Origin of the sequence: Bradyrhizobium sp. Rc3b (assembly GCF_900114915.1) — a bacterium.
Taxonomy (GTDB): Bacteria; Pseudomonadota; Alphaproteobacteria; order Rhizobiales; family Xanthobacteraceae; genus Bradyrhizobium.
In genome coordinates, this window is sequence record NZ_FOUS01000017.1 from 131530 (window position 1) to 153241 (window position 21712).

A 21712-nucleotide genomic window follows, 5' to 3' on the forward strand; every position below is an offset into this window, starting at 1 on the left:
AACCAATCGGTTACGATCCCGCTCGCGACGTAAGCCCGCGACCGTCATTCCTCCCAAGGGAAACGCGATCTTCACGGCATCAGCAAGGCGAAGAGGGGTATCTGATGTAATTTCTGGTTGCGTTCGACTTGTCATCGAAGCTAGTCAAGGTGTGGAAGGGAAGCTCACTCGTGCCGCAACATTCGTCGCGGAGACCTAATTCAGGCGCAAGATCAGCCCCGCTTCTATCGCGCAGTCGAGCGTGGAATCGTACAAATAAGCAAAGACGACACCAGAGGGAGCGAATCAGGAAACGGCGCGTCGCCGGCATCAGGAAGGTTTCGTGCCGCACCTGACGGCGCCGATGCCACTGGTTAATGTGCTCTGGCCGACGGTTAGCTCAACCGGCGCGGGATCTCCGCTAAAACGGGCTTTGTCTCTCATCAGCTGGAGAACGGCGAGGCGCAGAGCACTACGACAATCCCGAGTTTTTTGCTGGCTACAGCCAGCCACCCCGGCAGGGGTGGGCCACATGGCGCTCATGAATGCCCCGAGATCAGAGCCATGATGCCCGGTCTTGTTGGCAAGCATGTCGTCGATCTCGGTTGCGGCTTCGGATGGGTCTCACGCTGGATGCGCGAGCAAGGCGCCGCCTCTATCCTCGGTCTCGAAACACGATTGAGCGCGCAAAGGCAGACACAGCAGACGCTGGAATCGAATATCGCATCAACTTTGCGACAACATCACTAAAGGAAATGGATTAACTTCTGCATTTCTAGAACGAGCGCGCAGTCAAATCGCAACTGAGCCGACTCGGATTTTCCCGTTCCTGCAGCTTCTCGCTCTCCCGAGACGCGACGTTAACAGGGCGCTTCGTCGATTCCGAACGACTCAGTCGCGCCTGGCGATGTCGTCGCACGTACCGCTTGGCGATTTAGATGTTTGCGGTGGTATGCGACGCCTCCAGCCATTCGCACCCTCACGTCCCAACCGTTGCCTTCCATCGCATGACGCGCCGCTCCAGAGCTTCGAGAACAGCGTTCAACACAAGACCGATGACGGTGATGCCGAGGATGCCGAAATACATCTGCGGGATCAGGAAGCTGTGCTGGCTGTTGATGATGAGATAGCCGAGACCCGCTTTGGCGCCGACCATCTCGGATGCCACCAGCACCAGCATCGCGGACGCGCTGGCGAGACGAACGCCGATGAAGATCGTGGGAAGCGCGGCCGGTAGGATCACCTTGCGAAACAATTGCTGCGGCGTCGCCCCCATGGTCCGCGCCGATTTGATCAGGAGCGGATCAACCTCCTTCACCGCAGCGACGGTATTGAGCAGGAGCGGCCAGGCGCAGCTATAGATCACCATCGTGACCTTCGACATCTCCCCGATGCCAAGCAGCAGGATGAACACCGGCAGCAGCGCGAGCGGAGCCGTGTTGCGGCAGATCTCGATGAACTGGTTCAGAAGATTGCCGAGCCGCGCATACCAGCCGACAGCAAGGCCAAGCGGGACGATCACCGCTACCGATATAAGAAAGCCGCTCAAGGCCCGAAGAAGACTCGCAGAGACGTCGGCATACAGCTCGCCGGTTTGCGCAAGCTGCCAGCCCGCGGCGACGACCTCCGAGAACGGCGGCAGGAACACCGCATCAATCAGCCCTAACCTCGGAGCCACCTCCCACAGCAGCAGTAGGGCGATCAGCAAGAACGAGCGTTGTCCGAAGCCGGCCAACCACCGGCTTGTCGAACGGACCCGGATCAGGAGCGGCGATTGTCGCGCCCCTGCGCCGGCGTGTTGGCTTTGACGCGCTTGCGCCAGTTCGAGCAATCCCAGCATCTCCAGACTAGACATGGGTAACCTCCTTCACTTTGCTTGTAACACCGCTTGCCCCGACGCCCGTCAACTGTCCCTCCTGAGCCTTCTGAACTTCGTCGCGCAGTGAACTCCAGACCTCGTGCCGGATTTGTCCGAACTCCGGCAGCGAACGTACATCCTCGTTCTCCTTGTGCAGCGTTTCGGGGATGTCGACGATCTGCTTGATCCGCCCTGGACGCGACGTCATCACGGCCACCCGTTGTCCGAGCACGATCGCTTCATCGATGCCATGCGTGATGAAGATGATGGTTTTGCCGGTCGCGCGCCAGATCCGCAGCAGCTCGCCCTGAAGCGTCTCGCGCGTCTGCGCGTCGAGCGCCGCAAACGGCTCGTCCATCAGCAGCACTTCCGGATCGTAGGCAAGACTCCGCGCGATCGCGACGCGCTGCCTCATGCCACCGGAGAGCTCATGCGGGTAGCGGTTCGCAAAGCCAGATAGGCCGACCAGATCGAGGAAATGCCGCGAGATATCTTGCCGCTGCCTTGCCTTGAGGCCGGCAATATCGAGCCCGAACTCGACATTCTCCGCGGCGGTCCGCCATGGAAACAGCGCGTATTGCTGGAACACGATCCCGCGGTCACGGGCCGGCCCGGTGATCGGCCGACCGTCGAGCAGGATGCGGCCACTGGTCGGGCTCGACAGGCCGCCGAGCAAATCGAGCAGTGTCGATTTCCCGCAACCGCTCGGACCGACCAGGGCCAGGAATTCGCCGGAACGAACGTCCAGGGTAATATCCTCCAGCGCGGTGAACCGTCCGGCCGGACCGCCGCCTTCACCTCGCGTGACGAATTCCTTGCGGACCTGCTCGAAGCTGATCTTGATCGGGGTCATCTCGCCTCCGCCGTCTTACCGGGACGGAAATAGTTGAACTCGTTGGTGTAGGTCTCGGACGCCTTGATCTGGCCCGGCTTAAACAGCCCGTCCTTGACCAGCCAGTCGATCCACACCTGGATTTCAGCATCCGAGATTACGCCCCCCTTGATCGCAACGCCGGTGCTCTTCCAGTACTTGATCGAGGAGCCGTCCTCGTTGCGTTTGCGATCGGCGATAATCCGCTCGAACCGTGCCCTGACCTCTTCCGCCGGCCTCGTCTGCGCCCACGCGATCGCGCGCGAGACGCCTTCGACCAGCTTGCGGGACGCTTCGGGATTGTCCCTGATGAACTTATCCCGCAACACGTAGGAGCCGCCGGTGAACTGGCCGAACAGATCGGTGTCGTTGAAGAGCGCGTGGATTCCGCCGCGCTCCAGCGCCTTGTCACGCAAGATGCCGCTCAGCGTGCTCACCTCGACCTGCCCCTGACGCAGTACCTGCTCGCCCGTGACGGGTGGAACCGCGACCAGCGTGACCTGCTTGGCCTCGCTCGCGGTCAGGCCATTCCGGGCTAGATATTCGCGCAGCACAAACTCCAGATGAGCCCCCAACGTGTTGACGGCGACCTTCTTGCCGATCAGGTCGCGCGCTGTCTTGATCGGGCTGTCGTCTCTCACGTAGTAGCCCTGATAGGTGTTTGCGTCCGAGCCGTAGTAGCCGACCACGGCCTTGATCGGCGCGCGTGCTGCGATCAGCTTGAGGATCGCGCCATAGAAGGCGCCGCCGATGTCGATATCACCGGTCACGACAGTCTGGATATCCTGCGGACCACTGATGGTGTTACCGACCCATTTGAGCTTCAGCGGCGCGAGATAGCCGAGGTCCTCAGCGAGTTCGATGAACGTCACTTGGCCGGCCCAGCCCTGGTAGCGGATTTCGGTCTTCTCGAGCCGCGGCTCGGCTAACGCCGAAGCCACCCAGCCCAAGCTCAACACGCCCGCGAGCAGCAGCCGCGTAGCCTGTCCCGCGCGTACAAATCTGATCATTGCCTATCATCCTAGGTGCTTCTGGAATGACTTGGGTCTAGGCGGCCTTCGCCGCCTGCGGCTTCAACGTCTTCAAACGGGTCACGCTGCGGCGGCCATCGACGCTGAGCGGAACCTCGCCATCGATCGTGGCGCGGCGGACGATCCGGTGCTGATCGCCGTAATCATTGATCGCATAATGCTGTGTCGCGCGGTTGTCCCAGATCGCCACGTCGCCGGTCCTCCAGCTCCACCGCACGGTGTTTTCCGGGGCCGTGATGTGCGACTGGAACAGGTCGAATAGTTTTTGGCCGTCATATTTCGACAGGCCGACGAAGCGCTGGACGAAATTGCCGAGCACCAGCGTCCGCTCGCCGGTCTCAGGGTGAACCCGGACCACAGGATGCTCGGTCTCATAGATCGTTCCGGTGAAAACCTCCTCGAAATGCTTCCTGTCCGCCTCGCTCGCGCGGGTCTTCACGGCGTAATCATAGGCATTGCTGTGCACCGCCCAAAGCTCGTCGGCGAGCTTGCGCAATGGTGCCGGCAAATCGAGATAGGCCGCCGCGGTATTCGACCACACGGTGTCACCGCCATAGGGTGGGATTACCACGCCGCGCAGCACCGAGATTTTCGGATAGGCGTCAACGAAGGTGACGTCCGTGTGCCACTGGTCGGCACGACCGCCGCCCTGACCCGAATCCAGCTCCAGGATCGAGGACGTTCCCTTGGTTGCGCCGACAGTCGGGTGCGGCACCAGTTTTCCAAGCCTGACGGCAAAGCGCTCCTGCTCGGCGTCGTCGAGATGACCCTGATCGCGGAAAAAGACCACTTTGTGCTCGAGCAGCACATGGTTGATCGCGCGGACGACTTCCTCGGGAAGAACGCCCGACAGCTTCACATTTTTGATCTCGGCTCCGAGCCGGGCCGCGCGCTTGACAATATCCGACCGTGGAATGACGTTGTCGATGGTGGTGGCGTTGCTCATGATCGTGTTCTCTCGATTGCGATTGTGTGGACAAGGCTCCGCCGTGCGCAGGCCGCGCAAGCGATAGCGGAGAGCCGATGGGATTTTCTTGTTTCGGTCCTAGCGGACCACGGTGCGCTCCGGTGGACGGCGGCTGATCCGCTACGCGCGAAGCGCGGTGATACAGCTCTCCGCCATCATGTTTGCGGAGCATCGCGCGCGCCGAGGCGCGATCCCCCTGGATTGGTCGCGAACGTTGGACAGATCGGATTGCCGCATGGTGAACGACCTCGATTTCTCGCTGCAGATCGTAAAAGCGATCGAGATTCAGTCAATGAAACGAAATCAGCTTTGTTTTTGATGCAGGGCAATGATCGCATCGTTGGCGGCGCAACCGCGGAAAGAATTGCAATTGTCGCGCTCAATCCGCAGGTCGCGCGCTCCGCGGACCATGAAATCGACCCGAACTGCGCGCGCAATTGCTTGAATGAATGCTGCGCTTCGCCCCGCGCGCGCACTCGTCTGCAATGGACAGCCATCTCATAGGGTTCATGCTCGCGCGGGATACAACAAAGAAAATTCATTTCATCGACAGCTTAGAGATCACCGACATAGACTTTTTGTCCACAAGACACGCATCCGATATCGACCGATCATTCACGAGACAGACATGAGCAAGCGGCAACTATCCCTGAATTTCTTCATCTATCCGGACGGCCATCACGAGGCCGCGTGGCGCCACAAGGCGTCGACCACCGATCGCATTCTCGACGTCACCTACTATCAAGAGCTGGCGCAGCGAGCTGAAGCGCACAAGTTCGATGCGGTGTTCTTCGCCGACGGGCCTGCGCTGGCAGACAATGTCCGCTATGCGCAACGGTTTCGGCTCGAGCCGATCACGCTTCTCACCGCGATCGCCTCGGCCACGAAACGGATCGGGCTGATCGCGACCGCGTCAACGACGTACTCCGAACCCTACAATTTGGCGCGGCTGTTTGCCTCGCTGGATCACATCAGCGCCGGCCGGGCCGGCTGGAATATCGTTACGACGAGCTCACCGCAGGCCGCGCAGAATTTCGGTCTGCCGGAGCATCCGCCTCACCATGAGCGCTATGAGCGGGCGCGGGAGTATCTCGATGTCATCACCAGGCTATGGGATAGCTGGGAAGACGATGCGCTGGTCAACGACCCGGTTTCGGGCATCTTCGCCGAAACCAGCAAGATCCACTCCATCGATCACATCGGCAAACATTTCCGCGTACGCGGCCCGCTCAATGTATCCCGGACGCCGCAGGGGCGTCCTGTCTACGTTCAGGCCGGCTCGTCCGACGACGGACGCGCCTTTGCGGCGCGCTTCGCCGAAGCCGTCTTCACCGCGCATCAGACGCTTGCGAGCGCGCAGGAGTTCTATGCCCACATCAAGCGACAGGCGCGCGCCTTCGAGCGCAATCCCGATCAGATCAAGATCTTGCCCGGCATATCTCCCTTCATCGCCAGCACGCAGATCGAGGCCGACCGGCTGCAGGAGGAGTTCAACGCGCTAATTCAGCCGGAATTCTCGCTGACCCAGCTGAGCCAGATGACCGGTCTGGATCTCACTGGCTTTGATCTCGACAGTCCCTTCCCGCGTCACCTGATCGACACCAATGGCGCACATGGCGTCGCCAGCCGCTTCAAGCTCGTGGTCGACATCGTCGATCGCGAGAAGCCGACGGTCCGTCAGCTCGTGGAGCGCCTCGCCGGCGCCCGCGGCCATTGGGTGATTGCCGGCCCTCCGGAAAAGATCGCCGACAACATCCAGACCTGGTTCGAGAACGGTGCCGCCGATGGCTTCAACGTCATGCCGCCATGGCTGCCCGGCGGCTTCGACCTATTCGCCGAGCAGGTCGTGCCTATCCTGCGCAAGCGCGGCCTGTTCCGTCACGACTACACTGGCACGACACTGCGCGAGCATTACGGGCTGAGCCGTCCGGAGAGCATATTCGCCAGCTCAATTCAGGCGATCGCGTGATGGCCTCAGTCGCTTACGTCGCCGGCATCTCTCGCAGGACATGATCGGCTTTAGCGTTGCGGCCGTCTTTCAATAGCGGGGTGGCAGACTTCGCTGGTCTTTTTTCGTCGTGGAACCCGTTTGGCTCTCTGGAACGTTGCCTCGGCCTTTGCCGACAGTCTCGTCTAGGGTTGCAATGCGGAGCCGGCGACCTCGTCATACCGCGAATGCCTCTTTGGCAACCTTGAGCAGTGACGCTTTAACCGATTTGCTGGTCGGCTTCGCCGCGACCTCCATCGGCTCTTTCGTGACGGAATTCACGCCGCTGCGAAGCGGGTTTGTTCGCGCCCCTCATTTTGGCGGAGCCGGGAATAGCGAACGCACCGGATCGATTCAACTCCCTTGTAGCCTACCGTCACCAGCTGCTCGATGACGGCCTCTACGTCAGATCACGTCGCACTTCTCAATCCGGAGCGACGACAGCCGGGTCGTCCGCGCGAACAGAACTCGTCAGATTGGATGGGTCCACGTGTTTCCGGTCGGCCCATTCGACGAGATTCCTCGGACGGTAGGACGTATCCGTCCGCCAGCGGTCGAAAACCGATTTGTCGATCGTCTCGTTCACATTCACGTGGGCGCCGTTGTCTCGGACGTCGGGCTCCTGACCGATCGTCCGATAGAGCGGCTTGGTGACCCTCGAGTATAGACCGGAGGCAAACTCTTTGTAGGAATCTGCAAGCGGCGCCGACAGTCCGTCACCGTCCAGATCCACCTCACTTCGGAATGCGAGTCCTTGCAACTGCGCCTTCTTCATAATCCAGCGCAGCGGCGCCTGAGGCAATAGGTCGGTCGCGTATCCGCCTCCAACGTTGGCGTGGGCGCCGACGAACCAGCGTTGCTCGACGCCGGAGATGGGCCTGGCAGCCGCGATGACGGCCTTGGGATCCTTCGGATGGCGGACGCTCCAGAGCGTCGGCGCGAAGTCGCCGCGATGTTCATCGATAGCGAGAGCATGGTATCCATTGAGGATATGGATCCGAAGGCCTGTTTCGAGGAAATCGAAGGTCGACCTGCTAATTCCCTCGATGCTAAACGCCTTAAGGCCGAGCGAGCCGACCGTGTCCCAGACTCCGACCATCTTCACGTCAGCCCGTTGCGAGTACTTCAGCAACCAGCGCTCTTCGGTCGTAATATTCTTAAGGGCTCCCGTGCTCTGCAGCTCGGCTAGCTGCCAGATCGTCTCCTCGTTCCCGCGCTTATAACGGTCATACAACTGAGTGATGCCGATGGGCGAGCCCGGCTTCAAAATTCCAAGCTTTGCGATCAAGCCGGCCAGACTTCGCGCGGTGTAAGCTCCGCGACTGAACCCAAAGATGAATATCTCATCCCCGTCATTGTAGTTCTCGACGAGCCACTCGTAGGCAAGCCGTATGTTCTCATCGAGGCCTTTGCCAAAGACCCCGCCAAGAAAGCCATTCACTCCGACCTCATAATAGATCAGTTGCGGCGTTCCGGCAGCATCCTTGGGAGCGCACAAGGCTCTCATGCGCCACACGTTGGTGTTGCTGTTCACCGCATTCCAGGTGCCGTCGAGAAAAATCGCGAGCCTCTTTCTCTGATTGGACGGGCCGGAGAACGCCTCCTGGCTTCCGCCAGTGGTCTGTGGTTGGCCGACGATCACGAGGACAGCAACGATCATTCCGACAAGGATCGAATAACCGACGACCCTCTCTACAATTTTCACGAAGCGCTTCATTTGCCCCCTCCCAAACAGCCCAATGTCTATGGAAACCTACTTAGCCCGCTCGGGCCTATTGGATTCGGCAACGCAAGCAATGCAGCAGCTGTCGTAGCCCAAACCCGTTTCTGATTGCCCCCGAGCCTCACAGATTGTTCGATTGCAATGGAGAGGTCGCAGTGAATCAATAACGGCTTCGTTCTTATTAGTAGGAATCTGGTGTGCTATACGTGCCGTTTAGAGCAATCAACGCAGCCTTTCGGCGCGACGAAGGCATCATTCGCCGCGAAGCGGCCCGAGGCAGGCTGTCTGCACATAGTAACTTGAGCAGCTTTAGAGAGGAGGACAACTCCGAACAGATGTCGGGACTGTCGTGTGCAGCAATCAAACACTTTTCGGCTCTTGCAAACAGCCGAAGTGCCAGGTCTTAATAGGGATACATCCAATAAGTCGTGTTGGAATCATCAGGCATCGATCGAAAGGTCGGGGTCCGCTGCGGGGGTCTAAGATGCGTCGAAGAAGAGATGATCCGGCCTATGTCGTCGAGAACCGCGCGGCTGGTAGAATACGTACTATGGTTGAGAGCGAACATTTCGCTGCCCACCGCGGAAACATCGATCGTTTCGATACCTGGCACTAGAGTGGGCCCGTTCTTGGTCACGAACCCCATCCGCGATTTGGATTGCGCTTTCTTCATAGAAGCCAGCAATGCGAGGTCCGTCGAGGACGCGTACAGAGTCACCGCGCCCGCCGCGGCCTTGATCTGGCTGGCCCGCTGCAGATAAACGTCGCGATCCACGTCGGGAGCGGCAAAAATCAACTCGGTAATCCCGAGCGTGGCCTGGCTTAGCGCAGCTTGCTGCAACGCGCCTAAGACGACTTCGCTACCCAGGCTATGCGCGATCACGATGATCCTTGAGACCTTTCCCTCCTTCTTGATGAGTTGGAGAAGGTCGAACAGTCCATCCGGGGCGTACAGAGCACTCTCGCGGTCGTAGTCGTAATCCGTCAGTCCGCCCTTAGAGGGCCATGAATACATCATGACACGTCCTTTGTAGTTCGCGTCAAAAGCAATTTGAGCAGCCTTGAAAGCAGCATCTCGAAACGTAACATTGTAGCCGTGCACGAAGAGCATCAGGCTATCGGCCGGATTAGCTATAGCGGCGGCAAACTCTTCCCGCGAGAGCCGATTGAGCTTCTGGATTCGGAAGTGTTTTCCGTCCTGCTCCGCCTCGGTTCCCCGCCAGCTAGTTCCGGGAATTTCGACTTCGCCCATTTTGTGAACGATCGGAATACTGACGGTTACATATCCAAAGGTATTCGAAGCGGCGCGAGCATAGGAGATCTGGCTTAATTCCAGACTTGGTCCGCCGGCTACCTCTCGGTCCGTGGCAAAGTAGACCGGCACCACGCCTTTGATCGCGGGTTTGTCGACCACCACCTCGGCTCCGGTGGTACTTTTGCCGGCAGGTGCCTCCTCGCTTGCCTCACCGGTTGTCGGCCACCGCCAATGGCCACGATAGTGCCGCCGCACATCGTGGTAGTATCCAGGACCGTAGCGGTAGCCGAATCTCTTGAACGCGCTCCTATGTTTCTGGGGAGCCTTGTGGACGTGCGGCTTGATCGGCTGGGAGACCAGGCCCTGATGGGCGCAACCGGTCCCAAGCGCGCAGAACAGGACGATGAATACTGTCCGGAGCCGCCGGAACACCCGCCGGATCGGTTGCAGATTATTTGCCGGCTGAAATTGCGATGTTAGCATGACCATCTATTGACAACTACTTCGCGAGAACCTGAGACACATTAACCGTGGCACCCAGCCATCCGCGGTACCTGTCCACAGCGGGGCCGCTGGTGAGCTTGTAGGTGAAGCGCGCCTGCGCTCCGCCGTCGTTGATCGCACAAGCGATATTGCTGGCCCCGTTTGCAGTTTCGACATGCCATTTGCATCCCGTGATCCGGTAGCCAGGCTCAGCAGGGAAGGTCTGGGTATAGTCCGCCGAGTGCTCGGCAAACACGACCGGGTGATCGTCCTTGGTCTTGTCGACCGTATACGAGCGATCGATCTGCTTCGGCTCGACAAGCTGCGATACAGGCACGTTCACGATGAGGCGGCGGTCTTCCGGCACGAGGGTGTGGATTGCTCCAGCTAGAATCTCGGGGATCTTCACGCCAGCGTTGGCTTGCGTCTGCACATGCGTGGAGTTCAGCTTGCTCCAGTTCTCAAACGAGATTGTTGTGTCGACCCATTTCGTCCAGCAAACGGACGGCTGGGGAATGGCGGCGATCATGTTGTAAAGTGGGCTTGCCGTGATCACGGTCGCGGGGATGATGAAGTTGACACCCGAAACTTGTGCCTCATTCCACTTGATGATACCACCGACCGCGATCCCAAGCAGTGCGCCGAACTCATTGAAAGCCGGTCCGCCGCTGTTGCCGACATTCATCACCGTATCGGTTTGCCACCGGCCATTGGGGTTGTTTTGGTTGCTGATCAGGCCGCTCGATATGCTGAGATCCAGATCAAGAGGATAGCCGAGCAGATACAGCTGGGTGCCCATCGGAGCCTGCTGTTTGTCGTCGATCACGGGCATCGGACACCGCGAGGCACCCCCGCTATTTCCCGCGGGCTGCCCCAGTTCGAGGAGCGCCAAGTCTCGGGTATCGTCTCGATGCACGGCCATGACCTTAATCGGATTCGCATTGCGAGATCCGAGCCGGGCATCGACCTCGAACGTCTTGTAGTTCTCCTCGCGTCCGATCACATGACTGTTGGTCAGCACCAGGCTATCGCCGATCAGTAGCCCAGAGCCACCACCGACTTCCTGCTTGCCGTTGAACATCACGCCAACGAACTGGACGTGAACCGTCCTGACGTTGTACCGCGCGGCAATCTGGACCGCTGCACGGTCCGCCCGCGCCGGCGCGAACGTCAATGTAAGCATGCCAAATGTCAGGACGGATAGAACGTCCTGACAGCGGCGATATCGAGAGGGCTTAATTGTCCGTTTCCGTTCCATGCTGAATTACAATAGTTCATGATTGAATCGGGATCGTATTTGGTGACTTTGTAATCGCCGACTGAGCCTGACGCTTTTTCGTTGCGGCACTGCTCCGGAGCATCATCACGATTCTGCTCATGCGTGAAGCCAAGTGCATGTCCGAATTCATGGACTGCTACTGCGCGAATGCAAAATTCGCGCTTGTTTTGGCAGCCTTTGCTCCAATGCTGGAAACTGAAATTGAGCGTCATCCCCGAGGGCTTGCCGTCCAGGTATTTTCCGACAACGTCGGTGTGAGCCCCCTCGTCGGCTATGCGCACATGAACGCCTGGCGCGCCATCGGTACAGGCCGGCCACGTCTTTGCAAACCGGACGCCCCCTTGCGCCGCCGTCTCCCAAGTCTCGGCAACGGCTTTCCGAACAAGCTCGGCATACTTACCGTCCTGCGCTTTGAGGTTTTCCCAGCAGACTGGGATTTCCTTGATGTCCCATTTCGAGCCGCGGATGACCGTTCCGAATAACTCCACTTCGGACACGCCCGAAGGAAGCGCTGGCTGTGCATTCGCGCTCCAGGAGAACAAGAGCGCGAGCAGCAGTACAAGTCTGGGTAGGCAGGGGCTAAACATACTTTTTACTGCGTCGGAGTTGGGCTCGGCGGGAAGACCGGCACCGGCGCCACAATGAAACCATTGGTCCGAGGTCCGCCCCCGCTACGGCGGCCGCCAGATCCCGCCCCTCCCGGGAATTCCTGCGATTTCTCACCGCCTGGCAAGGGCGCGGTATAAATGGGATTGTCTTTTGATCCGAGCGGCGGCGTTCTTGCCGCGTAGCCTGCCGAGCCGGATTTGGCTCCATTGGCGAGGACCGCATTCGGACCGTTGATATAAATCCCGAGATTGCTGAACTGCTGCGCGGAGGCGGAAGCTTGGACTGCAGCGGGGGTCCAACGCGCCGAAGTGAGGGAGTACTTTGCCTCGATGCCGCCGGTCACCTGAACCGAGAAAGTATAGGTCATTTGCGCTGGCTCCGCGCTCTCCGACGGCATAGCTGGCGTCAGATTGTTGGCGGAGATGAGAACAGCGTTGTCCCGCAACCACGTTGCAAACGGCTTCGAAGCATCGACAATGATGCGCTTGTAAGCGACCCGCTCTGGAAATTTGTTTTCGGCGAGAGCCTCGAGCTCGGCCAGATCGGCAGGCGTTCCACGATAGCAGCCACGTTCATACGTCGACGAACCGGCAGCAGCTGGAGTACTATCGGACGCAAGCTGGGCATTCTGCTTCATGAGGAATGACCAGATCAGGTCATAGGTGTCCTGGGCCGAAGCGGTGGGACCGACATGAGTGACGTCGCTGCTCGTCGCATTCAGAATTCGCTTGTAATCGAATGCCGTACCGGATCCGAGTCCGCCCGTATCGGTCACCTTCAACTCCAGGAAAAAGGTGCCATACAGGAACGGGTCGATGTCGAAATGAGCATACTTGTCGAAGGCTTCTTCCGGCCGGGTTTTGTAGATTTTCAGGTATTCCTTCCGCCTTTCGCGCTCAATTTGGTAGAAGGTCACGACCTCGCATCTTATGGACTTGAGGAAATGCGGTAGCTCGCCGGCGGTGATAACGCCGGTCTGCGGGTCATGAATGTAGTACAGGCTGGTGCACCCGCCCATGGCAAGGCAGATGCCAACGCAAGCCGCGGCGCGGCTGAATTTCCACATGATCGCCCCCGTCCGCGTTGCTGACCGCGCGGCGGATCTCCCGCCCAGATTGATAAACAGTCGGATCGGATCGTCAATAGCGCCGTGACCATATTGCAGCTTTTCGTTGTCCCCGGTCATGTTGGCGCAGATTTTCCGCGGGCCGCGAGGACGTCATTGATGCCGGGCTGAACAACAAACAACATCGAGACCGAAGAAATGTGAGCAACGCATCGATTTGATTGCAAACAGACCAACGCACGCCTATCGAAGAGACATATTGCTTGCGTGATTTGGATGTAGATTTTGCCTGGGCCCGTCGACAATCGAACCGAGAGAGCGGCTTTTGCGGTCTGGAAAACGGCAGCCCAAGAGCTTGCTCAAGGGCACGAGGCGATTACGAATGCCAGCCGGGACGAGCTCAGGAAAGCTCTGGTTGATCTTGACGCGCTGTTTCGCAGTGCTCCCGGCAGCGTCCACAAGGCGTACCGCAATCTGACCGAAAAGCGGATCGACCAGGCGCGAGAAACTTTCACAGACACGATAGGAGACGGCCATCTTTCGTGGTCGCTATCCGATGAAACGCCTGAGCTGGCTGCGCTAAGGATGGGCGGCCTCATACGGGAGATCGATCGCGTGCTTGCCGAGCGGCGCTCTCACTGGCCGATCGGGCCAAGTGAGTGGCACATCGAGCAGCTCGGATGCTGGTTCATTCCGCGGCATGGCGTCAGCGCATTGCGTCCTGCCCGAAGGGGGCAAGCCTATTCAAAGCGGGGCACCCTCTTTCATCGGATATTGCCTGCGCTGATACAGGGCTATCCCATCCACGTGGTCGATAGCCGGACGCTGCATAGTGCGTCCAAGGATGCAAGCAAGTGGAAGATGGGAGCTTGCCTGTTCAAGATGCTGAAGCTCAATCCCGAGTTCATTTTCGTAGATGACGACAAGCGCTTCACGGTCGCCAGCCTGGAGGCGCCTTCTGCGGGAGATGCGATTGCGGTGCAGATCGGGCAGGCGCTGCGAGAAAATTGCATCGCGGTCGTCTGGCCCGAGCTGACCGTTCCCCCGGATTTGCGGGAGAGGATCATCAAACTTATCCGCGAGCGCGACGTCGCTGATGAGCTCGAAGCGCCCGAAATTCTAATTCCAGGGACCTGGCACGAGGCAGGTGACCATGGGACCGTAAACCGCGCTCGGATCTACGACGGATATGGAGAGGAGCGCCTGATCTACGACAAGATCGCCCCTTACGCTGACGATGACTGGGGCGCGGAAAACATCACTGCGGGCGATCGCATATGTGTCCTTGCCACCGAAGGCGCCTTGATCGGCGTCGCCATCTGCCTTGATTTTTGCGACGTGTGCGCGACGCCGTTCAACGAGCTTGATGTCGACGTGATGCTGGTGCCTTCGATGGGGAACGACCGCACCATGCAAGGCCACCAGATTACAGCAGCTCAAGTTGAGGTGCGGTTCGGCACGCGGAGCTTCGTGGTTCAACATCCCACCCACACGGCCTTCAAAGATGAAAGACTAGGTACCATTTTACCTCTCCTGAAGGAGCCCAGCTCGGTTTCAGCTAGGGAACTGGGTCAAAAAACCGTTTGGACTGCCTACAAATGGGGCCCTTGACACCTAGATTCCGGAACTAAAATCAGAGTAAAGCGTTGTAAAATGTTCTTAACGGTTGTGATGTAGGTCTATCCCATGCCGGACATAGCATTGGAAAAGATAGAGACGGGCGATGCGACGGCGAGGGAGGCTAGGCTCCTCGTTTCGGAATTGCTCAAAGAGGGATCCGAAAAAAGCTTAGAGCGACTCTACGCCACGCTCGGCGCCTGGCTTTGGAACGCGCTCGAGAGCCGCCGGCGTGATCCGGAGCTGCGAGAATGGTTCGATATCCTGCGGCGGACCAGCGCAACGCTCGGGCCGAGGAATGCCGCCTATGCGGAGCGCTTCAGAGCATTCTACGACCTTCTGCAGATGTCGATCAACACCTCCAAGCTCGCGCGTCCAAGCGAGGTCATGCATCGTCAGCACGTGGTCGCAATCCTTCGGCTGCTCCGCGACACACCGTCGCGCCAGATAGAGAAGGCAGCGATCGCGAAGAAATTAGAGCTCAGGGACGCCAATCTGAGCCGTATTCTCCGGTTGATGACGAATGCGCGATTTGTGGAACGAACGACGCAGGGAAAATTCGCTCGTTTCGCTTTGACGCACGACGGTTTGCTTGAGCTGGAAAAGCGAGAAAAGCGTGAAGGCAAGAAGCGCAGCCAATTGCCCGCACTGCTAGGAGATAAATATCCGCTGGCTGGAGCCGCTCACCCTCACCACCTCATGGCGGATGTGGATGCGGTTTTTCGCTCCTTTGACCTGGCGATCCATAGCTCTGTGCACGCCCCGAATACGGCTGGCCTGCTCAATGCGGGCGCTATTGGAGTTCGTCGCGCCATGGAAGACTATCTCCTTCATTTTCATGGACCAGCACCTGCAGCGCCCGGATACATGAAAGTAAGGACAAAGAATTCATACCAAGGTCTTTCCGTCACCGTCGTCCAGACAAAAAAGGCCGAAGCCCACGGCTCCTACGCCATTGAGGCGGCAAACAGTCCCAAACCCGCTTCATTCCCTGTAGGGGCGCTGCATCTGTACGAAGAGGATGAACATGCCGAATGAGGATCTTAATGCTTTGAAGCCGGATGAGGCGCAAAGCGATCCCGGCTCTGTCGTGCTGTACGGAAGTGCCTTGGTGGACCGACTGACATACATCTCAACAACCTTCAGCTCGCTGATCATGAGTATGGGCAAAGCTGCTCGTGACGATCGTGATGTCCTGGTCCCACTGGTGGAGGTGAAGTTCGAGGGCCCGACCGGCCAGGACGACGCTGTATCGAAGACCTTCTTTTCAGAACTGGTGCCGCTTGAAAACGTAGCTTTCGTTCTCGAGGACATATCCAACGATTTCACGACCATTTGCCGTCACCTGAGTGCGGTGAGTGCTGGCCCGGTGAAGCCCGACTTCATGCGGCTGGGAGAAACAAAAAGGCTTCTGAACGAAGCCAAGGACAACATCGAAAAATGCCTGGCAGATTTGGAAGGGATTGGCTGAGGCCTCGAACGGCCTGCCATTTTGCAAGGGTCCTCGATCGCGGTGATCTCGTTCGGATCCTAATCCGAATTTTCGCAGCACCTCCGCTTTGTTCAGCATGAGATAGGAGTATCCGTACGGGATCGCATTGAGCGGTTTCGGAAACGGAAGCTTCGCTCTGACCGTTTGCACGAATTCGCAAGACGGATTCCAGTGGGACACACCCGTCGGTTCTCGACGTGATTACGAACGTATTCCTCGACAATGTCGTAGAGTGCATCCAGAAATGCGTTTTCTTGGGCCCGAAAGGTAGCGAGAAACAACGATTACTCCGAGTTATGTGTAATTAGCTGGTTTGCCTGCCTGAAAGCAGCCGATTCTACCGGGAAGCAAAGGCAAACGCGCAACTTGTGGTCCGGAGGTCGACACTCTGAGGGTAAGGGGACGAGCTATTCCGAGGCTCGCTCCGTACCGGCTGCTCGTTGAGCTTCGTCCCTGCCCGGCGGCAACGACCCGCCACGCGGCGAGCTGTCGTAGTGGACCTTGGCGCATCATAAGGCCGATTGAGCAGAAACACGGCAAGTGACAGCCGCTTCGCGCCGATTATCGCCATGGCTGCAATGCTAAAATCGGCCCTCCTATTTGCCCGGGACCAACATGGTGGGACGCATTCGCAATATAGTCATGGCAGGAACTTTCCTCGCGATTGCAGCCGGCAACGCTGCCTGGGATCTGGTGAACAGCTATTTCGCGTGCATCCTCGCGCTCGCCGCGTCATTCGCTGCCGGCCTTTGGTTGGAACGTGCCTTCATCAGACGCGCTCATCGCGAGATGACGCGGCTTCATGGCGCGGACTGGCGCGTCGGAGACCGTTAGTCTGACTGGCTCGCGTTCACGATAGAGCCACCATACCTCCTCAAGGCAAACGGACGACCGTCGCAGACTTGGCCGGCCTTAAGCGCCCGATCCAGGATCTTCTCACTCCTCTGTTTTACGCCCTGAGTGAAGGGCGCAGCGAACCGTGACGTCGCTTGACTAGCCAACAGTGGAAATATCGACAAGTCCTGCCCGAGCTTCACGCGCCCGCCACACCGTGAGGGGTCGCAGCTGTTCAAGCGTGCAGCGGTGGCGATCGCGCTGCCCCAATGGCGATGATATCGTTCATTCTGACAACTCGCGCGTCCACCGTACGGAAGGTGGCGGCGGTCGTTTGGTGGCAGGCGAAGAGCCGAACACAAACAGATCCATTCAGCTTGCCGGCCGGACGATCCGCTACAATGACGAGGTCTACCCAAGCGATCGGCGTCTATCAGAGTGACCCAGACATTCTCGCCCGCGGCACCCTCCCGCACCCCACGCAGGTCAGCAGATCGGCCGCCGAGGTCCCGAACCGCGCGTCGTTCGCGGCTCCGAGCCTAGCTCGCCGGCATGTCAACCTTCCGAAGACTAAACGCGAGCGGAAAGGTCTCGGCCGAAAGAGACTCGAGCGCGGCCTGCTCTTCGGTGAGGCGTTTTTCGATGAACTGACGTTCAACATCCGACAGGTTCGACTTCAGCAGTCGACGATAGCGGTGGATGTTGTTGCGGTGAGCACGAATGCGGGCCAAATATTCATCGAGCATCCTTGACGCTCCTGACGTCGTCGCAATGTCTACGAAGAGATAATCAGGCGAGCATGTCGCCGGTCAACGCGCCGCCTGTCATCGCATCTCGGAAGCCGCTCGGCAGGCGAATATGGACCAGGGCAGTTCCTGATATCATCCTTAGCATTCCATTTCGACGATCCGCGGCGTTTCTGGCTCGCCATACGCCGTTTTTCTGCTCGGCTAGTCGCTCAAACAGACTTGGACGCTTGTAAGGCGCCAAGGAATAGTCGGTCAGGACGCGTGGCGGCTGTCTCCAACAAGCCCACCCGTCAGTATTCTCTCCCGACGAGCTGAACATCATCTGCCGTTGTGCTATACGCATCTTCGTTGAGAACAGGTTTGTTTGAGAGTTTCGATGTCTCTTTCGATTGAATTGATTGTGGGCGGCTATGTGAAACTAAACGAGCGCAAGGCGCTAGAGAACCTTCTGTCGCATCGACGGGAGCTACTGCAGAAGTTGAACTGCGTTACTGGAATTGATCCGAAGGAAGCGATCGCTCAGGTCAGTCAGGAAATCACAGTGATCGAAAAGGCACTTGCGGCGCTGGCACCGGAGTAAACAGCAACGGGGCACCGGCTCGCGTGAGTTGACGGCGCTCCGACGCCGAACGCTGATTTCGCACGCGTTTGCGGATGAAAAATATGAGCACGACGCCTCACCGGCATTGCGGCCCATGGATGCGTGCGCCGAGCCTTGGATGCGCGACCTCTTGTGCGAGCTGCTCTCTTGTTTCAACGATCAGCCGCTCGCAGCGAGGAATGCGCCAACCGATTCACATATGCAAATGCGGGACGGCGGCTTGCATGGGCCTATCGTGACGGATCGCGGTAAAGAACTGGGGGGACTAAGATTGACTGATGGCACTTGTTCGCAAAACAGATACTTTGTTCGCAAGGGCGGGAAGGGTTGGATGGTTTATGATCGGGAACGTAAGGGCCCAGCGCTGATTGGGGCCGACTTGGCAGCCAATCTAACCGTCGAACAAGCCGAACGGATAAAGCGAATGCTCACCGCTTCGCGGGAGAACAAGGTCTGATCTTGAGCTGAGCTTTCGAGATGCGAGGGTGTGTGATCGTTCGAGCCTGCGCATGCGATGGGCATTAAGAGCGTATCAACGCTCTTGCCGCCAGGAAGGCTCGAGCGCAACGATAAGACACTTCGCCGGTCTCCATCGCACAAACGTCCCGTTGGACGAGTAGTCGACGAACACCGCGTGCTGATTCTCAATCGGCACACCGCCCACCGCCGCAGGCCGGTGAATGTCGGCCACGAAATGAACAATGAACTTAAACGCGCGAGCCGTCCGCGTCCTCTGCGCGGGAAAAGGATGCGCGATGACAATGCTTCAACGGATAACGCGCATCATGTGTGACGTCGGCCCGCCGTAGATTTGCGACCACGATACACCCCTGCGAGCTCGTCAGATCGCTACGCAGCAGGCGATGACGGCGCGCGAACCTGGATAACAAGCCAGGATATTCAGCACTGTGACTTGGAAATTCACCTCGATGACAAGCCATGTCCTAGATCTATCGCCACATCGTAGGCGCTTTCGAAAGAGCTTCCTGACCGATCTGTTTAAGCAGATCGGGGCGCGTCTCACCTCTGGTGGCGGCTTCCAGGATTTTGGAGGCAACGTAGGCGCGGACGCCGGCGTCATACGGTGAGACGTTCTCGCAAACCTCATCCAGGATCGTGCGCAGGAGCGCGGTCGTGGCACCGTCCAGCATTGGGAGATCTCCCTCATCCCATCGAGGAAGATAATGGGCATGTGCTGGACCGCAACGCAAGTAGACCAGATCGTATGAGGCTTCGCGACTGCGGGTCACCCGATTTTGACGGCGGTGCAATGTCCGGCGTCTCTGCGATGACTGATCACTGCAGCAGCTCGCTTGATCGACCTGCTTTTGTTTCTCGTCCGCCCTCTCGCTTTAACAGACAAGATCGGCAGAGCTCAGAGCCAGGGTGACGCCCTGTGATCATGCTCTGGGATCATGTACGGCATTCTCAGCCATCTATGAGCGCCGGACTGGCTGGCCGGCTGCGGCGCACGGCCAATGTTCGGACGCTAGTTCGTTGCCGACCTCATCAGGTTCTATTGCGGCCAGAGGACTGCCGCTTTATCGAGCGTGCGGCGTCCAACCAAGCCCAAGCGTTTCGCATCCTGCACCTGGTGTAGCTGAGGGACCCCAGCACGGACACGCGAAGTCGTGTCAAAATTCATCGGAGGGCGCTGCCGTAATGCAGGATTTGAGCGCGGAAGCGCGGCTGGTCGCATTAATCGATATTGCCATTTTGTTACAGTCTCCGCCAGAGCAACTCACATGCAGCCCCGGGGGCGGCGTATTCCGCAGCCCCGTTGAGAGCCATTACTGCAACTAAGCTGAGGCATGAGCGAGATGGGCATGGCCGAAGGTGCAGTTGCATCTTCAAGCTGGTCGCGAGCCCTTTGCAGGGAGTGAGCTAGCAAACCAGCCCACGGTTGGCTGCATGTGAAACGCTCCGATCTGACGCCGAGGCGCTCAGAGAAGAGAAGCGACTGGTCTATTCAGATTTTCTGCTGTGTTTGTCGAACCGGAAAGGAAGCTACGTGAATCATCTCGGCAGCAGTCAGCGTCGCACAACATCTGTGATGACGGCCGAACAGCACGAGCTTGAACGCTGTAAGCAGGAGATTGAGCGCCTCAAACAGCTCGTTGTACGACTTTCTGAAATTGCTTTGCGCCAAGTCGCAGAAAGCGCCCGAAGCGGTCGGAATGTCCGGGAGCGCCTGAGCGAGCAGCCGAAGATATAATACGGAAAGCGAACTCGCACTGGCTGCTCTCTCGGTGGCGTGGAGCGGCCCCGTACCGCTCCACGTGTCAGCGGCAGACCCAATCAACTGGCATCATGAGATCGAGCGCGGGGCCGGTTGTTCAGGACGCAAAGAAGCAGTTCCGGATGCCATTTGAGAGTTCTTCCAGGATAGAGGATTTCAGGGCCAACTGATCGGGTTTGACTGATTCTGAGCTCAGTCGCTTGCGGATCTAGCTACGAGCTAGCTCAGGACTACATTGTCAATCAACCGAGTCGGGCCGACGTACGCTGCGACACAGAGCACCGCCGGATAGCGCAGAGGGCTCTCGGCAATCCTGAGGGTCCCAGCGTCGACAAGCTCAAGGTACTGGAGTCGATCGACTCTCTCCAAATGCTTTCTTGCAAGCGCAATCAGCGTTGACGCCTCGCGCTCCCCTGAGCCGAACTCTTGAGCTGCGGCGAACAAGCCACGGCTGATCGCAAGGCTCCGACCACGTTCTTCCGGGCTCAGATAACGGTTGCGACTGCTCATTGCGAGCCCATCTGCCTCCCGCACGGTTGGTACAGTGACAATCTCGATCGGAAGATTCAGATCAGCCGTCATGCGGCGTATCACGGCGCATTGTTGAAAATCCTTCTGTCCAAAGTACGCCACGTCCGGCTGCACCATGTTGAATAGCTTGCAGACGACAGTCGCTACACCACGAAAATGTCCCGGCCTGAAGTCTCCGCAGAGCGGTCTTGCGAGTTCGCCCGGTTCGACAAAGGTCTCAAATTGAGCGGGATAGATCTCTTCCGCACTTGGCGCGAAGATGATGGAGACCCCGGCACTTCGGCACAAGGCTTCATCGCGCGCGCAGTCGCGAGGGTACCTGCTGAGATCCTCATTTGGGCCGAACTGAGTGGGGTTGACGAATACGCTAACGACAGTCACGTCGCAGTGCCCCCGGCTAGCCGAGATCAGGGCCAGGTGGCCGTCGTGCAGATGTCCCATCGTCGGAACGAACCCGATGCGCTTTTCGGCGTTGCGGCCTTCTGCAAGGGCCCGGCGCAGCTCAGCGACCTTTGTAATGACTTGCATTTCTTACCTTGCT

The 21712-nt window shown here is 58.6% G+C and carries 21 protein-coding genes; 9 read left to right on the forward strand and 12 right to left on the reverse strand.

The genetic code is table 11. The annotated features are described in order from the left end of the window. Positions 1-958: 958 nt before the first annotated feature. Genes BM190_RS32600 through BM190_RS32615 form a run of 4 tightly spaced genes read right to left on the reverse strand, consistent with a single transcriptional unit; the run spans position 959 to position 4685 of the window. Positions 959-1834, reverse strand: a complete 876-nt coding sequence (locus BM190_RS32600; RefSeq protein WP_177237425.1) for an ABC transporter permease — start codon at positions 1832-1834, stop codon at positions 959-961. After that, the gene (locus BM190_RS32605) at positions 1827-2690 is read right to left on the reverse strand and encodes an ABC transporter ATP-binding protein (protein ID WP_092261714.1); all 864 of its coding nucleotides are present in this window, start codon (positions 2688-2690) and stop codon (positions 1827-1829) included. Before BM190_RS32605 ends, BM190_RS32600 begins: the two co-directional genes overlap by 8 nt. Next, positions 2687-3718, reverse strand: coding sequence for an ABC transporter substrate-binding protein (locus BM190_RS32610; RefSeq protein ID WP_092261715.1), 1032 nt, complete (start codon positions 3716-3718; stop codon positions 2687-2689). Before BM190_RS32610 ends, BM190_RS32605 begins: the two co-directional genes overlap by 4 nt. 37 nt (positions 3719-3755) lie before the next feature. Then, positions 3756-4685, reverse strand: coding sequence for a TauD/TfdA dioxygenase family protein (locus BM190_RS32615; protein WP_092261716.1), 930 nt, complete (start codon positions 4683-4685; stop codon positions 3756-3758). A gap of 222 nt (positions 4686-4907) precedes the next feature. On the opposite strand from BM190_RS32615, the gene BM190_RS39920 reads away from it, so the two are divergent. Continuing rightward, the gene (locus tag BM190_RS39920; RefSeq protein WP_143109123.1) at positions 4908-5210 is read left to right on the forward strand and encodes a hypothetical protein; all 303 of its coding nucleotides are present in this window, start codon (positions 4908-4910) and stop codon (positions 5208-5210) included. Positions 5211-5334: 124 nt separating this feature from the next. After that, on the forward strand, positions 5335-6675 hold the full coding sequence (locus BM190_RS32630; RefSeq protein ID WP_092261719.1) for an LLM class flavin-dependent oxidoreductase: 1341 nt from the start codon (positions 5335-5337) through the stop codon (positions 6673-6675). Positions 6676-7117: 442 nt separating this feature from the next. Here BM190_RS32630 and BM190_RS32635 read toward each other — a convergent pair whose 3' ends face one another. The 5 genes from BM190_RS32635 to BM190_RS32660 form a co-directional block, all read right to left on the reverse strand. Beyond that, the gene (locus BM190_RS32635) at positions 7118-8410 is read right to left on the reverse strand and encodes a T6SS phospholipase effector Tle1-like catalytic domain-containing protein (RefSeq protein ID WP_244550792.1); all 1293 of its coding nucleotides are present in this window, start codon (positions 8408-8410) and stop codon (positions 7118-7120) included. A 409-nt stretch (positions 8411-8819) separates the two neighbouring features. After that, complete coding sequence (locus tag BM190_RS32640; protein ID WP_244550793.1) at positions 8820-10160, reverse strand: alpha/beta hydrolase; 1341 nt, start codon at positions 10158-10160, stop codon at positions 8820-8822. Between the two features lie 10 nt (positions 10161-10170). Continuing rightward, positions 10171-11337 carry a S1 family peptidase gene (locus BM190_RS41335; protein ID WP_244550794.1) on the reverse strand — a complete coding sequence of 389 codons (1167 nt, stop codon included), beginning with the start codon at positions 11335-11337 and terminating at the stop codon, positions 10171-10173. Positions 11338-11345: 8 nt separating this feature from the next. After that, positions 11346-12020 carry a M57 family metalloprotease gene (locus tag BM190_RS32655; protein ID WP_092261721.1) on the reverse strand — a complete coding sequence of 225 codons (675 nt, stop codon included), beginning with the start codon at positions 12018-12020 and terminating at the stop codon, positions 11346-11348. Between the two features lie 5 nt (positions 12021-12025). Beyond that, positions 12026-13228 carry a hypothetical protein gene (locus tag BM190_RS32660; protein WP_092261722.1) on the reverse strand — a complete coding sequence of 401 codons (1203 nt, stop codon included), beginning with the start codon at positions 13226-13228 and terminating at the stop codon, positions 12026-12028. Between the two features lie 165 nt (positions 13229-13393). Here BM190_RS32660 and BM190_RS32665 point away from each other — a divergent pair, with 165 nt between their 5' ends. The 4 genes from BM190_RS32665 to BM190_RS32680 all read left to right on the forward strand — a co-directional run bounded on the left by BM190_RS32665 (position 13394) and on the right by BM190_RS32680 (position 17051). Next, positions 13394-14719, forward strand: a complete 1326-nt coding sequence (locus BM190_RS32665) for a carbon-nitrogen hydrolase family protein (RefSeq protein ID WP_092261723.1) — start codon at positions 13394-13396, stop codon at positions 14717-14719. A 75-nt stretch (positions 14720-14794) separates the two neighbouring features. Continuing rightward, a complete protein-coding gene (locus BM190_RS32670; protein ID WP_092261724.1) occupies positions 14795-15763 on the forward strand; it encodes a helix-turn-helix domain-containing protein in 969 nt (322 codons plus the stop codon). Beyond that, positions 15753-16196 (forward strand): hypothetical protein, encoded by a 444-nt coding sequence (locus BM190_RS32675; protein WP_143109125.1) that lies wholly within the window; start codon positions 15753-15755, stop codon positions 16194-16196. Before BM190_RS32670 ends, BM190_RS32675 begins: the two co-directional genes overlap by 11 nt. Positions 16197-16832: 636 nt before the next feature. Continuing rightward, complete coding sequence (locus BM190_RS32680) at positions 16833-17051, forward strand: hypothetical protein (RefSeq protein WP_092261726.1); 219 nt, start codon at positions 16833-16835, stop codon at positions 17049-17051. A 539-nt stretch (positions 17052-17590) separates the two neighbouring features. Here the strand turns inward: BM190_RS32680 and BM190_RS32690 are convergent. Beyond that, a complete protein-coding gene (locus tag BM190_RS32690; protein WP_092261728.1) occupies positions 17591-17797 on the reverse strand; it encodes a DUF4349 domain-containing protein in 207 nt (68 codons plus the stop codon). A 379-nt stretch (positions 17798-18176) separates the two neighbouring features. Between BM190_RS32690 and BM190_RS32695 the strand changes: the two genes are divergently transcribed. Both BM190_RS32695 and BM190_RS32700 read left to right on the forward strand, forming a co-directional pair. Then, the gene (locus BM190_RS32695; RefSeq protein ID WP_092261729.1) at positions 18177-18380 is read left to right on the forward strand and encodes a hypothetical protein; all 204 of its coding nucleotides are present in this window, start codon (positions 18177-18179) and stop codon (positions 18378-18380) included. 139 nt (positions 18381-18519) lie between these two features. Beyond that, positions 18520-18858, forward strand: a complete 339-nt coding sequence (locus BM190_RS32700; RefSeq protein WP_143109126.1) for a hypothetical protein — start codon at positions 18520-18522, stop codon at positions 18856-18858. Positions 18859-19351: 493 nt separating this feature from the next. Here the strand turns inward: BM190_RS32700 and BM190_RS40775 are convergent, their stop codons facing one another. Continuing rightward, positions 19352-19552, reverse strand: coding sequence for a hypothetical protein (locus tag BM190_RS40775; RefSeq protein ID WP_104463791.1), 201 nt, complete (start codon positions 19550-19552; stop codon positions 19352-19354). A gap of 860 nt (positions 19553-20412) precedes the next feature. On the opposite strand from BM190_RS40775, the gene BM190_RS39925 reads away from it, so the two are divergent. After that, complete coding sequence (locus BM190_RS39925) at positions 20413-20616, forward strand: hypothetical protein (protein WP_143109127.1); 204 nt, start codon at positions 20413-20415, stop codon at positions 20614-20616. Positions 20617-20859: 243 nt separating this feature from the next. Here BM190_RS39925 and panC read toward each other — a convergent pair whose 3' ends face one another. After that, positions 20860-21699 (reverse strand): pantoate--beta-alanine ligase, encoded by an 840-nt coding sequence (gene panC, locus BM190_RS32710; protein WP_092261731.1) that lies wholly within the window; start codon positions 21697-21699, stop codon positions 20860-20862. Between the last annotated feature and the right edge of the window lie 13 nt (positions 21700-21712).